We start from the raw sequence: 14088 nt of genomic DNA, 5'->3' as shown, positions 1-14088 counted from the left end.
CCGGCCCTTCGTGGGCAACATCGATGGCCAGCCCGACGAGTTGTCCGGGCGTCATCCGTTCAAGGACGGCGGTTCGAGGTCCAGCCGGGCGGGGACCTCGCAGTGCATCACGATGGTCTCGCGGTCGACGAGGTAGTCGTCGTCCTCCGGGTGGAATACGGCGGCGATCGAAATCGCCGCCGGCAAGACACGCACACTGTCCAGCATCTCCCACCAGCAGCTTGCTGGCCACCACGGTGACCTTGATCAGCGCGTCTTCGAGCAGTTCCTCCAGCCACTGCCAGTTACGGGCCAAGTCCACCGCATCCAGGTGCAATCGCGTAGCCCCCCGGATTAGCGCCGGGCGGCACGAACGAGGGCCGCAGCATGCCCTTCCCGACGAGATCGGCCGGCCACACCGCATCCAACCTGTCCGTCTTGGCCGGGGCCGGGCACATTCTTGACACCACGGGCATCGACGAGTTGGACCTGCAGGCCGGCCGCATCGAGGAGGTACTACCAGATCCACCAGCAGTCCGATGTGGACTCGCTCCCATCATCCCTCAGAGAAGCCGCAGTTCCTGACGAAGGAAGATCATGTAGTTGCAATCCAACTCGGACCTTCGACACCACCCTTGGTGGAAAAACACCAAGACCAGAATCCGGCGCACACGCAGGCACCCCCGCCACCTGAACCGAGCGGGTAACCACCCGGCCCGGTTTGCGCACGTCAAGACCCAGTGCGGGCGACCAGGATGACCGCCATCCAGCGCACCATCCCGGCCGACGCCGAGCAGATGATCGCCGCACTGATCCCCACACCACTCCCCCGCCGCCGGCCGAAACCGGCCCGCTGCCGACCTTGCCGACGAGCTCGTACGCGTGGCAGGAATCCGTGCCGGCGCTGCCGACGCTGGACATCGCACGGCTTGACCGGTCAGGCCGGGTGTCCGCGCGTTCGCTGCTCGACCAGCTCGGCTGGCGCCCCGGGCACCGGGTGCGCATCGACGTCATCGACGGCGCAGTCCTGATCCAGGCAACAGCCAACGGCCGCCACTTGATCGGTGCCCGCGGCGACCTCGCGCTGCCCGTCGCGGTCCGGCAGATGTGCGCCGTCAGCACCGGCGACCTCGTCGTCCTCGCCGCCGAACCCGCCCACCACCTGCTGATCGTGCACCCCGCGGCAACGGTCGCACGGCTGCTCGCGAACCTCCACACCCACCTGACAGCCGACGGCCATGACCGCTGACCCGGCGCGCGTCGCACAGGCATGGAAGCTCCTGGCCGACCTCGGCGTCACCCTCGCCGACCTACAGCGCTCCGCGCAACCGCCAAGACCGGCATTCGACGCCTACCTCCCACAGGTCCTCGCCGCCGCCGGCCCGGGCGCGCTGCGCGCCTACCGCAGTTACTGGCAACGCATGGCCACGACCTGGGCCGGCATCCCAATCGACGCCGTCACGGCCGGCGACATCCAAGCCCTGCGGCAACGCGTTACCGACCGCGCGCGGGTCCGACGCAACAGTCGCAACGGCCGGCACGCCGGCGAGCTCCTCGTCGCGGCCGCCCGCGCCTTCTACAACCAGGCCATCGCCGACGGGCTCATCCAAGCCGCCGACAGCCCCGCACACCGCGTCGCCAAACCCCGGCGCCTCCCCAGCACGCGGCGAGCGCTGACCCCCGACGAGCTCACCGACATCAACGCAGTCGCCCGCACCACCGGCAACGACACCATCCTCGACGCTCTCCTGCTGCGCCTACACACCGAGACCGCCTGCCGGCGCGGCGGCGCCCTCGGCCTGCGGCTGCAGGACCTCGACGCCGAACGCGGCCTACTCCTGCTACGGGAGAAAGGCGGCACGGTGCGCTGGCAGCCGATCAGCCTCGAGCTCGCCGCCAACCTCCGCCGGCACGCCGCCGTCCGCGGCGCGATCCTGCCGACCGACTCCCTGCTGCGGTACACGAACGGCAACGCCCTGACCAGCCGCCGCTACGACCAGCTCTGGCACCGCATCGGCCAGCACCTACCCTGGGTCGCCACCCACGGCATCACCGCCCACTGGCTGCGGCACACCACGCTGACGTGGGTCGAACGGCACTTCGGTTATGGCGTCGCCCGCGCCTACGCCGGCCACACCGACACCACCGGACCAGCAACCACCACCTACATCCGCGCCGACCTGCAAGCCGTCGCCGCCGCCCTCGCCGCAATGACCGGGCTGCCGCATCCGCTCGCGGGCCCGTCCGGCGACGTTTCAGGTGGTGTATTGCACGCTTAACTCGGATGACTGGCTGCTGGGGCGGCGCCTAGGCTGAGTGCCAGTCAGCCAGCGCGTTGGAGAAAGCCCATGGCGGAGTGCTTCTACTGCGGACGAGACGAGAAGCTCACCAGGGCGCATCCCTTCCAGCAGCGGTTCCGGGACCTGATGGGAACCGGCGACGGTATCACGCGGCTTGGGTCGGCCAGCCATGCGTTGAGCGGCATCGATCGAGAGATCGAACACGGCGGCGACATTCGAAACAGCGTGGTGACCGCCCTATGCGGCGACTGCAACAGCAACTGGATGCAAGAGATCGAGATCGCCGCGGCGCCGGCATTCGAGACGATCATGCGGGACCACGGACTACCGCCACCCCAGGAACTGCTACGACTGGCACACTGGGCCACCGTCGTGGCAGCGCTGGCGAGCCAGTTGCATGTCAGGATCGAGATACCCGTGGCAATGCGCCGCGACATCCGCAGGGCGGCCGGCCAACCGGACTTCTACGCAACGTACTTCGTATGGACATCCGAACACCTTGACAGCGTGACGACGTCCTTCTTCCGGGTGGCCGCGGAGAATGCCGACAGCGACTTGCCCGTTGGCTGGTACCACTTCCTCCACGTCGGGCCCATGGTCGCGATTTCATGTACGCCACAGCTGTATGGACGCGTCGCCCGTGTGCTGCGGGACGCCGGGGTCGATACTGTGCTGGGCTGTCTCAGCGACAGGGTCGTGTACGTCCCCCGCGAATTCGGGGCAGCCATGCGAGGACTGCGCTTGCCAAGCCACGACGTGGTCCAGGAACTCGGATGGAGCATGCTGGGTTCGGGCCATTCTTATACCGTCGCCAAGAACCAGCTCAAGCTACCGACGCTGAACTGTCGGGGTGATCACGGTGGTTGGGGTTCCAAGGCGAGGCCCGTTTCGGCGATGAAGGCGTCGAGGAGGCCGGCCCGGTACTGCATGCGCTTGAGCCGGGTCCGCACGAGTGCGGCGAGTTGGCCGGTACTGCAGGCGGCGAGGTTGCCCAGCCCGCGTTTGAGATGCGACCACACGCCCTCGGCCGGGTTCAGTTCCGGCGTGTACGCGGGCAGCTGGACCACGGTCAGCCAGTCGTGGGCCTGCACGAACGCCCGCATCACCGCGCTGACATGGTGATTGATGTTGTCCCACACGACGATCAACGGTGCCCGCAACTGGGCGTGGACCGCGGTCAGCAGCCGCATGTAGTCGGCCTCGCCCAGGCCCTTCGGCTCACGCTTCCGGCCGCGATACACGTGAATGCGGAAGAACAGCCGCGTCCGCAGCCCCGGCCGGGTAGCGATCAGCCCGGCCATCGACACCCGGCCCGACCCCTTCCCCGACACCGGCACCGCCGGCGTGTCCCCGCGCCGCGACCAGGTACGGGCCTTCGGCGGCCGCAACGACTGCCCGGCCTCGTCCTCGAAACACACCCACGCCCCGAGCGCGCGGGCCGTCATCTGAGGCGCGGCCACGTCTCCTCCCGCCACGCCACGGCCGCCGCCTCGTCCCGCTCCACCGCCCGATGCACCGGCACCTGCGGCGACCAACCCATCCGGTGCAGCAGATACGACACGCCCCGCTCGGTGTAGCGCACATGGAACAGCCGGCCGATCAGCACCGCGATCCGCGGCAGCGTCCACCGCTGATCCTCGACCCAGCCGTGCGCAGCCGGACCCCGCTTCAACTCAGCCCGCAACCGGGCCAGCCGTACCGCATCCAGCCGGCACCGGCCACCGCTGGGACCCCGGGACCGCAACCCGTCCCGTCCGTCACGGCGCCAGGTCTGCTGCCACTGATAGGCCGACTTGGCCGACACCCGCAGCACCGCGGCGACCCGCCCGGCCGGTACCTGCTCCTCGAACAGGTCCGCGGCCTGCATCCGCACCAGCTCACGGCGGGCCCGGCCCTTCGCGTTCAGCCCGCCACCATCGGCGTACCTCACACTCCTGGTATAGATCCCCGCCAGGCCCGGGTCACGCCGACACGCCGGACCGACATCGACTCACCTCGACACTTCGGCCTCAGTACTCGACCTGAGCGGCGGCCTGACGTTCGCCGACACGGACCTCAGCTTCGACTTCAAGAGACTGCTTTTCGACTTTTGGCAGCTGCCCGGATCCAACGCAAGTCCCGTGGCGTGAAGCTGCCTTAACCCACGCGTTAAGGGTGCGGATGTAAGTCTGCGATCGAGGCGCCGATGGTCGTGGCAGCGCCGACACCGCGGCGGTTGCGGCCCCGAGCCACGAACCACATCGCCGCTGTCCTTACCCGGCACTCTCGGCATGATCGACCGCGGACCGTTATAGCCCAGCGTCCGCAACTGTGCCGCGCAGGCTCAAACATCGCCTCGGTGTGGACCGTAACGCGAGCGTCGACCCCACCGGCGCCGCGCTGGGGATCGGTCGAGGTCCGCGCAGCGGGCCCAGGGTCTTTGCGTAGTCGATTGACAGGTGTTTGACCTGGGTGGATGTCGGTGTCCGGGCCGGGGGCCGGGCTGATACGAGACGGGTGCGACCCATCGGTGATCATGGAGTTGCTGTCGCAGCCGTCCTCCGCAACACCGCGATCGGATTCCACCGCAGCAACGGCGAACCCAACATCGCCCGAGCCACCAGACGCGCCAACCGCCGACCACACGACCTCATCGACGCCGTGACCAGGAACTACCTGACTACGCAATGACCCTGGATCGGTCGCCGGTTCACTCGTCCGCAGGACAGACGCAGACCTCAATGCCCGACTACGGTGCCATCCGTAGGCAGCACTGAGTTGTACGGTGTCCAGGAGCGGATCGAGGTCCTCTTGAAACAGCCCGGGGTAGCCGGCGATGAATTTATCGACGGCAGTCGGCCAAACGGTCGCTACCCGACGCTGAACTGTCGGGGTGATCACGGTGGTTGGGGTTCCAAGGCGAGGCCCGTTTCGGCGATGAAGGCGTCGAGGAGGCCGGCCCGGTACTGCATGCGCTTGAGCCGGGTCCGCACGAGTGCGGCGAGTTGGCCGGTACTGCAGGCGGCGAGGTTGCCCAGCCCGCGTTTGAGATGCGACCACACGCCCTCGGCCGGGTTCAGTTCCGGCGTGTACGCGGGCAGCTGGACCACGGTCAGCCAGTCGTGGGCCTGCACGAACGCCCGCATCACCGCGCTGACATGGTGATTGATGTTGTCCCACACGACGATCAACGGTGCCCGCAACTGGGCGTGGACCGCGGTCAGCAGCCGCATGTAGTCGGCCTCGCCCAGGCCCTTCGGCTCACGCTTCCGGCCGCGATACACGTGAATGCGGAAGAACAGCCGCGTCCGCAGCCCCGGCCGGGTAGCGATCAGCCCGGCCATCGACACCCGGCCCGACCCCTTCCCCGACACCGGCACCGCCGGCGTGTCCCCGCGCCGCGACCAGGTACGGGCCTTCGGCGGCCGCAACGACTGCCCGGCCTCGTCCTCGAAACACACCCACGCCCCGAGCGCGCGGGCCGTCATCTGAGGCGCGGCCACGTCTCCTCCCGCCACGCCACGGCCGCCGCCTCGTCCCGCTCCACCGCCCGATGCACCGGCACCTGCGGCGACCAACCCATCCGGTGCAGCAGATACGACACGCCCCGCTCGGTGTAGCGCACATGGAACAGCCGGCCAATCAGCACCGCGATCCGCAGCAGCGTCCACCGCTGATCCTCGACCCAGCCGTGCGCAGCCGGACCCCGCTTCAACTCAGCCCGCAACCGGGCCAGCCGTACCGCATCCAGCCGGCACCGGCCACCGCTGGGACCCCGGGACCGCAACCCGTCCCGTCCGTCACGGCGCCAGGTCTGCTGCCACTGATAGGCCGACTTGGCCGACACCCGCAGCACCGCGGCGACCCGCCCGGCCGGTACCTGCTCCTCGAACAGGTCCGCGGCCTGCATCCGCACCAGCTCACGGCGGGCCCGGCCCTTCGCGTTCAGCCCGCCACCATCGGCGTACCTCACACTCCTGGTATAGATCCCCGCCAGGCCCGGGTCACGCCGACACGCCGGACCGACATCGACTCACCTCGACACTTCGGCCTCAGTAGCAGGTAGCACGACCCGGAACGGCTCCAGCGGTGGGCATAGCCACAAGCAACTGCGTGCAGGCGGCGAACGAATTGCGCTACAACGCAGACCGGCTAGTAGCACTCAATCGTGAGATCTGCATCTGACGCACATTGGCGGGCTGCCCTCCTGATTCAGTGTTGCGCCTCATCATCGACAAGCGCACCGTGTCCTTACTGCCCGAGAATGAACAGCTCCAGTTCAAGTCGGCCGCGCGTGAATTCGGCATCGAGATCGTCCCGTTCGCCGACGATCCGATCTTGGACTACGCCGAAGAGGTGGACGCCACCGTGATCAGCGGAGACTATTTCGTCGACCAGCGACGCCGTCGCCCCTGGATCGAGGAGCAGCCGGAGCGGTTCGTGACCTGGGAGCAGGAGGGAGGAGCGACGGTCTTCCGCACCGGCCACATCGAGCACGAGCAGGATCGAAAGGTCTCGGCGGCCGAGCAGGAGGCCGAATTCAAGGGCGCCCGAATCGATCCGAGGCGCCACCACAAGATCTTGGAAACGCGTTGGCGTTGTCTGAGCCGGGCTTGTGGAGAGGGCCGGAACCGCCAGGGCGAACTGCTGAGCTGGCCGGTGATCGACAGGTACGACCGGGCCTGCTGTCCCGAGTGCAAGCGGGAACTGATCTCGCTGGGGCCGCGTGGCGTCTACCGCCAGGTTGTCGTGACGGCCGTCGGATCGGAGGTCGGTCTGCTGCGGTTTCCGCTGGAGAAGGGGCTTCCGGTCGTGCTCGGACGCGGCTGGCTGGAGGACGGCATCGGGCTGGAAGCGGTGCCCGGCATGCCGCCAGAGGTTACGAAGATCAGCAGTGTGCACCTGCTGTTGAAACTGGAGTCCCGTGACGTGCTCACAGTGGTCGATCTCGGCTCCAGGAACGGGTCGACCGTGCACCGGGACGGTGCCGCTGCCGCGCGTGGCAAGTATCAGGCCGACCGGGGGCCGGGCCAGGTGCTGACCGCCGACACCCCGGAGCGGATCGGCGACGACGACTGCGTCCGGCTGGCGGGCGTCGTGCAGATCGAGCTCTCCGGCCAGCGTTACACGACCGACACGGTGCTGCCTGACTACGGTTCGGACGATGTCGTCGGCACCGACATCAACCTGAATCACTGACCGCCGCACACGTTTGGTAATTCGAGGGGGTAACGGGGCATGCTCGAGGCACCGGTCATCCGGGTCGGCGCATTGCGTCAGCGGGTCGAGAAGGCGTTCGTGCCGGGTCGGGCCGCTTCGCCGACGACCCGCGGCAGTGTTGTGATCCGGCCCGCTGGCGGCGCGGATGCCGTCTGGCTGGCGTCAGGGCCGCTGCGCTGGCAGGGCAGCCCGGACAGCAGAGCGGAGGCGACGGCCGCCTTGCGGGCAGCACTGGCCGACTACGCCGGCTTTCCACCGGGTATCGATTTCGGCGCCGGCTCGCCCGTGATCACCGGCGCGGATGTCCACGTTCTGGAGGTCGCCTCGACGGCTGAGCAGGAGGTGCTGTGCAATTTGATACGCGAGCACGTCCCGCTGCTGATCGCGCTGACCGGGCGACCCAGCCTTCGCAGCGCCGCGCCGGTGGGCTCGCACCGGCTGGCCAACTCGCATGTACAGGTGGCCGCCCGCTATCTCGACTCGACTTCGCCGCAGCACCTCGCTCGGGTCACTGCCGAACTGCGCCGCCGGGACGGCATAATGGCGATCGACCGGATGGACGTATTCCCCAGTGTCGAGGCCGACGGAACGCTCACGGTCACGGTCGGTTGTATCGATGCGGCGGTGTCGCTGGCCGCCACCCGCGCCCACGCACTGCTGCTTGCCGCGTTCGGGGTGCGAGCACGGCGCCTGGTCCGGGCCGGCGCCCGAACGGCCAATCCGGACCAGGCACTGCTGGAGGAGAACCGAGCCCGCGCCATAGCCCGCGGCATCCGCGCCCGGCTCACCCTGGAGCGTCGCGACCAGGCGGCCGACCAGCAGCCGGCACGGGTGCTGGCCCGGGAGTTGCTCGTCGATTCGCTGGCCGTCGAGCTGGACAATCTGCAGGCGACGGCGGCGGAGTTGTTCCCGCTGATCGCCCTGCTCGATCTCGCCGAGTCCGGAGTGGGCCGAATCGACAGCGAAGATGCCCTGCTCAGCGGCTGGGCGCGCACCCAGGGACCGCACTTCTCCCGGATAGCGGCCGACATGCTGCTGGACGACCGGGCCGGCGGCCCGTGTCTGAGCACCGCGCTGCAGGTCGCGCCGGGCCGGACACAAGTGCTGCTCGACGAATGGGCGGCCGCAATCGCCCGACGCCGTGGCGTCGACGCCGAGGGCCGGGCCATCGCCCCCCGGCGCGGGCGGCCCGCCAAGCACACCGACCAGCGGCAGCCGGGGCAGAACAAGCCCGGGCAGGGTGGACGCCCGGCGCAGCGCAAGCGGGAGCCGCGTGCCACACCGGGAGGCTCCGCATGAACGCCGTCGCGGACCTAGAGGTCGTCCTGGACGTCCGCAGATGGCCCGACCGGCCGCAGACTCCGGCGGATTTCGAGGACTTGTGGGCCGGTATCGAAGCGGCCCTGTTCGGTTGTGATCTGGCCGACCGCCCGGTCTACTCGCTGCAGGGTCCACAGGGCGAATTGCACGTCCGCCTGGCCCGGGTTCGGCCCGGATCCAGCTCCGTGCTGACCGTTGAGAGCAGGGTACAAATCGTATCTGTGCTCGAAGCGCCAACCGCTTTGACCGACTCGTGCGCCGACTGCGCCAGACAGGGCATCGAGCGATACGGGCCGTTCCAGTGCGCGCAGTGCAGATCGGCCGATCCGGCTCGCCGGTTGTGTGACAACCATGCCGAAGTGCTCGACGGAGCCCTGCTCGCGCATTGCGCCGAGCACCGGCCCGCCTGCGTCGAGTGTGGGTCGCCGGGGCATTTCCGTTGCGCTGGAGATCGCTGCGCGACCAAGCAGGCGCACTGCTCGCGACATCGGGTCGTGCACCCCAATGACCCCGACCTCAGCTACTGCCCCACCTGCTACGCGGAGGAGTACCCAACCTGCGAGCAGTCCCGTTGCCGCAGCATCGGCAGCGTGCGCTGCGAGGCCAGTGACCAGCAGATGCGACCGTGCGGTATCAGGATCTGCCCGGAGCACGCGGGGCGCTGGCAGGTATTCGGCGGCGAAAGCATGGGGCTGGGGCTGTGCGCCCGGCACAAGCAGGGTCTGGGCCAGTTGCGGCCAGAAGAAGTCCTCCGGCAGATCATCGTCGGCACCAGTCTGCGGGCCGGCCGGCCAGGCGCCGAGCCGCTGCCGTCCCTGCGCGGCTTCGCCTTCAGCCTGCGGAAGCTCAACCACTATCAGGCAGCCGGTGACTACGCCTGGATCCTCGCCACCGCCCAGAGCGTAGGCGGGCAAGCCGGGAGCGGCTCACAGCAAGGCCGGAAGCTCCAGACGCTCGTTAACGAGCGGCTCAAAGGCACCGGGCGCCTGCGCCGCACCAGTTGGAGTGAGGAGCTGGCCAAGATCAAGCACGGCAACCGAGCCGGGGGCGAAGGTGACCAACTGGTCGTCCGGCTGCGGGAGCTGGTCGCACAAAGGATCAGGCCCGACGGCGAAGGGCTAGCCGCGCAGCTACGGCTGGCCGACTACGTGCCGTCGCGCAAGCGGAACGATCAAATGCAACCGGCGCTGCTGTTCGTGCACGTCGAAGAGCCTTACCGGGCCAGATTTCGGCAGCACCAGCGCTACTTCGCCGACCAGCTCAGCGACACCGAACCCAACGGTCTGCGGGTACGGATCGAAGGCGACCAGCCGGCAGGCCGTCGATGATCGGATCTGAGCAGTACCGCCTGCTGCCGCTGCCTGCCAGCGGCCTGCTCGCCGGGCAGCATGTCGGCATCTCGGGCAGATTCCCGGCCGGGCCGGCGCTGCTGAGCGTCGAGACCGACGGCCCGGCCGACCCTGGATCGCCCACAGCAGTCGTCGTGCACGAGGTCGCTGAAGTGCCGCCCGGCGTGGTGGCCGTCGGCGAGGATCTGTACCAAGAACTCGGTGGCGTCGCGACCGCACGCTGGTCACTGAGGGCCGCACCGGTCGTCGAGGCGAGCAACCTGGTGCTGGAGCTGCCGACCGAACGCGACCCGGAGCAACTCGTCCGGCAGATTCCCCGCACAGACCTGGCTGACCGTGTCATGTGGGTGCCCGACGTCGAGCGTGGTCTCTATCTCGATGTCGACGGCCTGCCGTGCCGGGTGCTCGACATCGATGTCGGGCCGTCTCGGCAGGTGATCGGGCGGATCGGCCCACGCACCAACGTCGAGGTGTTCGCTCCCGGGGTCAAGGCCGGCGTCGACATCGTCATCCTCGCCGACTGCAGCGGCTCGATGAGCTGGGATGACATTCCGGCAGGCGATCAGACCCGGCCGGCCGGGACCGGCCGCGGGCTCTTCCGCAGGCGAACCGACCCGTGACTCATCTGACTCGCCAGGCGGCGCTTCAGCAGGCACTCTTCGATCTGCTGCGGGTCCGCCTCCAGGTGGCTGGGCGCATCTCCCGAATAGCGCTGCTGGGCTTCACGACCGAGACGACAGCGCAGTTCCCCCCGCGGGGCGGCATGGCGCAACTGGACGCGTCGTCGCCGCCGGAGGTGATCGAGCAGTTCCGTTCCGGAGTCGCCACCCTGCAGGCCGACGGCGGCACGGACATTCCCAACGCGCTGCACGCCGCGGCCGATCTGCTGCACCGGCACGGCCACCCGAAGAACGAGCGTCTGATCGTCCTGGTGAGCGACGGCGCCAACTGGCAACCGGCGGGCGAGCGCGGCACCGGCGACCTGCGGCGCGGCACCGAGGAACCCGTCAGCCTCATGGCCCACCTGTACCGGAACATGAACATCCGGCTGCATGCCATCGGGATCAGCACCAGGGAGATGTTTCACCGCTGCTATCCCGACGTCCACGACCCGAGCGTGGTGCCCAATCACGACCTGCTGACGGAATTGCTCCAGGTCGGTGGTGGCGACCCCACCCGGATCGGCGGCCGTGACGTTCTGATGGAGTATTTCTCAGGGGTGGGTACGGGCGTCGTCCATCGGGTGACCACGCCGTTGATGCCCCGGCCGGTCGCCGACCTCGACAGCGAGGCGCGCCGGATGCTCCGCGCGGCCGGACCAGGTGGTGACCACGCCGCGGTGCTCCCCGTGGTCACCGAGGAATACGGACGTGTCCGCCGAGACCTCATCGCCGCTTCCCACCGGGTGTTCGCCGTGCCGGTGATCGAACAGACGTCGTTCGGGCAGGCGGATGAAGCGCTGCGCAAAGCGGTCCGTGGATCCAATCCGGCGCGATCGTTGTTGTACGTGGCCAAGGTGCTGATGCCGGACGAGGGTGTCGGCCACCAGATGTCCTCCATCCGAGCCTGGCGCGCACTGCTCGAGGGCGTGTCGGGTGCGGCCGGGACGCAGTCACCGGATCTGTCCGCGGTCGCGCGCGCTTGCGGCGCAGTGGGCACCGAGCCGACGGAGCTGGTGGTGGCGCTGATCAAGCGGCTGACCGCCGCCCTGGCCGATATCGTTCAGGAGGCGAATACCCTGCCCAATTGTCAGCCGGACGCGGGACAACTGCCGGGGAACCCGGCGATGACCCCGATCCACCCCCGCCGTGGCGGGGGCACAGTGGTCGGTGACGTGCCGTCCCGTAACCAGCCCACCTTGTCAGTGATGAACTGACATCCATGGCCGACGATCAGTTGGAGATCGGACAACGCGGCTGGCTGGTCGGGAGCGGCACATGGCAGTACCGGCTCAAGCAACGCATCGGTCGGCCCAGCGGGGAGGGAGAGGTCTGGCGCGCGACCCGCAGTCTGGACGGGGTGCCGCGCGACTATGCGCTGAAGATTCTGCGGCTCAAGCATGTGCTGCGCGACAACGACGCCGATATGCAGGCTGCCCTCGACCGGTGGCTCGGCATCTGGCGGGATACGGTCCACCGCGGGCGGGCATTGGCTTCCATCCGCGGCGTCGTGCCGACCTACGAGGCCTTCCAGGATGTCTGGCCGCGCCCGACGCAGGACGCACCGAAGTCGTCAGCGAAGACGTTGTACCTGGCCAGCGAGTGGGTGGACGGCGAAGAACTCGGTGATTGGCTGGCCCGGGAAAGCCGCAGCCCGTCGTCGAAGGCCGACCTCATTCACCAGTTGTGCCACCTCGTCGATCAGGTCGCCGAACGCGGATTGGTGCACCGGGATCTCTCATTGCGCAACGTCCTGGTGGACAACACGGGCGCGGTATCATTGATCGATTTCTCCTTCATGCGAGCCGCTGGATCTCCGGACACCGACAGGGTTGGAACCCCGGGTTACGCGGCACCCGAAGCCGGGACGGACCCCGCGCGTGACCGGTATTCCGTCGGGGCGATGGTCTACGCGCTGCTGACCGAGGCGAACCCGCCCATCTATCAGGCCGCCGAGCGGGCTCGCTGGGACATCCACTACGCCGGCTACTCGGTGGAGTTGGCCGAGCACGTGGCCGCCCTGGTCCATCCCGAGCCTCAGCAACGACCACGACCGCTCAGCGCTTGGGCCACCACTTTCCACGCCCTCCTTGCGCAGCCGAAAGCGCCGACGCATTACGCGGACGTCGCGCTTGCACTGTCCGGTGACGGCTTCCTGGAATTGGCGGCGGCCGGCACCGGCTATGTGGCGGTGGGCCGCAACCGCTCCGGGTTCCGGCGGTTGGCCGCAGCCGAGGCCGGGCCGCGCGACGTCACAGCACTCGATGCCGCGCGGCGTGGCAACGGCGGGATCGCGCTGTTCGCCATCGATCGGCGGCGGTCTCTCTGGGTTCGGGCCGGACGCCAGTGGGAGCAGGCTCCGACGCCCCCGCTCGCCGGGCCGGTGCGCGCGACGCCGCAGGGCGACGGCACGACAATGGGCTTTGTCTCGACCGGATCCGGGCGGCTGCTGGGCATCGAGGTCAGCAGCCGACCCGGTCTGCCCCTGGTCCACGAGTTCGGTGTGGAGATCCGCCGAGTGGTCGCCGCCGGAACCAGCCCAGCCGGGCAGGCGGTCGTCGCCGTGGAGACTCCTCGGGGGCACCTCCTGTGCGGCGCCCCCGAGGAGCTTGCTTCCACCGGCCTGCGCGATGTCCTTGCCGCGGCGGTCACAGTCGATCAATGGGGTGTGCAGATCTGCATCGTCCATGAACCGTCGGCCAACCGGATCGTGCGGCTCGACCGGCTCAAAGACGGCTGGGCGGAGCGAGAGGATTTTCGGTCGCCGCCCGGAACACGAGACGTGGCCTGCGTCGGCCACCGCGGTGGCATCAGCATCGCGATAGCGGCCGACACAGGGGTATGCGTCTGGAGCGAGGAACTCGATGACTGGACGGTGATCGGCAAAGCCCCGGCCAGCCGCGTCGTCGTGGCGCTGGGCGTCGGTGGCCTGGTTCAGGTGGCCGCCGTAGCGAGCCGGCGGATCTTGTACGGCGTCGAGAACGGCCCAGGAATCTGGTGGCCCGACTCGATGACGGAAGTCGCCTGACTGCGGCAATCCAGACGCATTTGTCTCACACCGGGCGTCAGGCAGAGGCCGGTTCGATGATGGTGGGGACGGTGCTGCCGCTGGCCCCAGCCATGATGACCATCGCCCGCCGCCACCGGATCGGCGGCCCGGTCCCACGACCACGATCTGCTGCAACCGCCGGCCCTCGTCATCGGAGGGCGGTCGAGCCCGGACGGGATCTGCCATTTCCGACAGCCTCGACCCGCACAGGCCCGAATCGGGGACATTGGCCG

At 68.8% G+C, this 14088-nt stretch carries 13 protein-coding genes; 8 read left to right on the top strand and 5 right to left on the bottom strand.

Annotated elements, in window-relative coordinates:
• Nucleotides 1-51 precede the first annotated feature (51 nt).
• On the bottom strand, nt 52-195 hold the full coding sequence (locus ACQPXD_RS14375) for a hypothetical protein (RefSeq protein ID WP_432838545.1): 144 nt from the start codon (nt 193-195) through the stop codon (nt 52-54).
• 679 nt (nt 196-874) lie between these two features.
• Here ACQPXD_RS14375 and ACQPXD_RS14370 point away from each other — a divergent pair.
• Nucleotides 875-1228 (top strand): hypothetical protein, encoded by a 354-nt coding sequence (locus tag ACQPXD_RS14370; protein WP_432838543.1) that lies wholly within the window; start codon nt 875-877, stop codon nt 1226-1228.
• Complete coding sequence (locus ACQPXD_RS14365) at nt 1218-2258, top strand: tyrosine-type recombinase/integrase (protein WP_432838541.1); 1041 nt, start codon at nt 1218-1220, stop codon at nt 2256-2258. The genes ACQPXD_RS14370 and ACQPXD_RS14365 overlap by 11 nt, the downstream gene beginning before the upstream one ends.
• A gap of 875 nt (nt 2259-3133) precedes the next feature.
• Here the strand turns inward: ACQPXD_RS14365 and ACQPXD_RS14360 are convergent.
• The 4 genes from ACQPXD_RS14360 to ACQPXD_RS14345 form a co-directional block, all read right to left on the bottom strand.
• Nucleotides 3134-3739 carry a transposase gene (locus ACQPXD_RS14360; RefSeq protein ID WP_432825686.1) on the bottom strand — a complete coding sequence of 202 codons (606 nt, stop codon included), beginning with the start codon at nt 3737-3739 and terminating at the stop codon, nt 3134-3136.
• A complete protein-coding gene (locus ACQPXD_RS14355; RefSeq protein ID WP_432825688.1) occupies nt 3721-4209 on the bottom strand; it encodes a winged helix-turn-helix domain-containing protein in 489 nt (162 codons plus the stop codon). Before ACQPXD_RS14355 ends, ACQPXD_RS14360 begins: the two co-directional genes overlap by 19 nt.
• Before the next feature lie 946 nt (nt 4210-5155).
• Nucleotides 5156-5761 carry a transposase gene (locus tag ACQPXD_RS14350; RefSeq protein ID WP_432825686.1) on the bottom strand — a complete coding sequence of 202 codons (606 nt, stop codon included), beginning with the start codon at nt 5759-5761 and terminating at the stop codon, nt 5156-5158.
• A complete protein-coding gene (locus ACQPXD_RS14345; RefSeq protein WP_432838539.1) occupies nt 5743-6231 on the bottom strand; it encodes a winged helix-turn-helix domain-containing protein in 489 nt (162 codons plus the stop codon). Before ACQPXD_RS14345 ends, ACQPXD_RS14350 begins: the two co-directional genes overlap by 19 nt.
• 242 nt (nt 6232-6473) lie before the next feature.
• Here ACQPXD_RS14345 and ACQPXD_RS14340 point away from each other — a divergent pair, with 242 nt between their 5' ends.
• The 6 genes from ACQPXD_RS14340 to ACQPXD_RS14315 are packed head-to-tail and all read left to right on the top strand — an operon-like array spanning nt 6474 to nt 13834.
• Nucleotides 6474-7457, top strand: a complete 984-nt coding sequence (locus ACQPXD_RS14340; RefSeq protein ID WP_432838537.1) for a hypothetical protein — start codon at nt 6474-6476, stop codon at nt 7455-7457.
• Nucleotides 7458-7496: 39 nt separating this feature from the next.
• The gene (locus ACQPXD_RS14335; protein WP_432838535.1) at nt 7497-8777 is read left to right on the top strand and encodes a hypothetical protein; all 1281 of its coding nucleotides are present in this window, start codon (nt 7497-7499) and stop codon (nt 8775-8777) included.
• Complete coding sequence (locus tag ACQPXD_RS14330) at nt 8774-10126, top strand: hypothetical protein (RefSeq protein WP_432838533.1); 1353 nt, start codon at nt 8774-8776, stop codon at nt 10124-10126. The genes ACQPXD_RS14335 and ACQPXD_RS14330 overlap by 4 nt, the downstream gene beginning before the upstream one ends.
• Entirely contained in the window at nt 10123-10767 is a 645-nt protein-coding gene (locus ACQPXD_RS14325) for a hypothetical protein (protein WP_432838531.1), read from the top strand. Before ACQPXD_RS14330 ends, ACQPXD_RS14325 begins: the two co-directional genes overlap by 4 nt.
• On the top strand, nt 10764-12023 hold the full coding sequence (locus ACQPXD_RS14320; protein WP_432838529.1) for a vWA domain-containing protein: 1260 nt from the start codon (nt 10764-10766) through the stop codon (nt 12021-12023). The genes ACQPXD_RS14325 and ACQPXD_RS14320 overlap by 4 nt, the downstream gene beginning before the upstream one ends.
• Before the next feature lie 5 nt (nt 12024-12028).
• On the top strand, nt 12029-13834 hold the full coding sequence (locus ACQPXD_RS14315; protein WP_432838527.1) for a protein kinase domain-containing protein: 1806 nt from the start codon (nt 12029-12031) through the stop codon (nt 13832-13834).
• Nucleotides 13835-14088: the final 254 nt, after the last annotated feature.

It is taken from the genome of Dactylosporangium sp. CA-092794 (assembly GCF_050948465.1).
Taxonomy (GTDB): Bacteria; Actinomycetota; Actinomycetes; order Mycobacteriales; family Micromonosporaceae; genus Dactylosporangium.
Note: the sequence above shows the minus strand (reverse complement) of the source record. Positions and strands in the feature narration are given on the sequence as shown.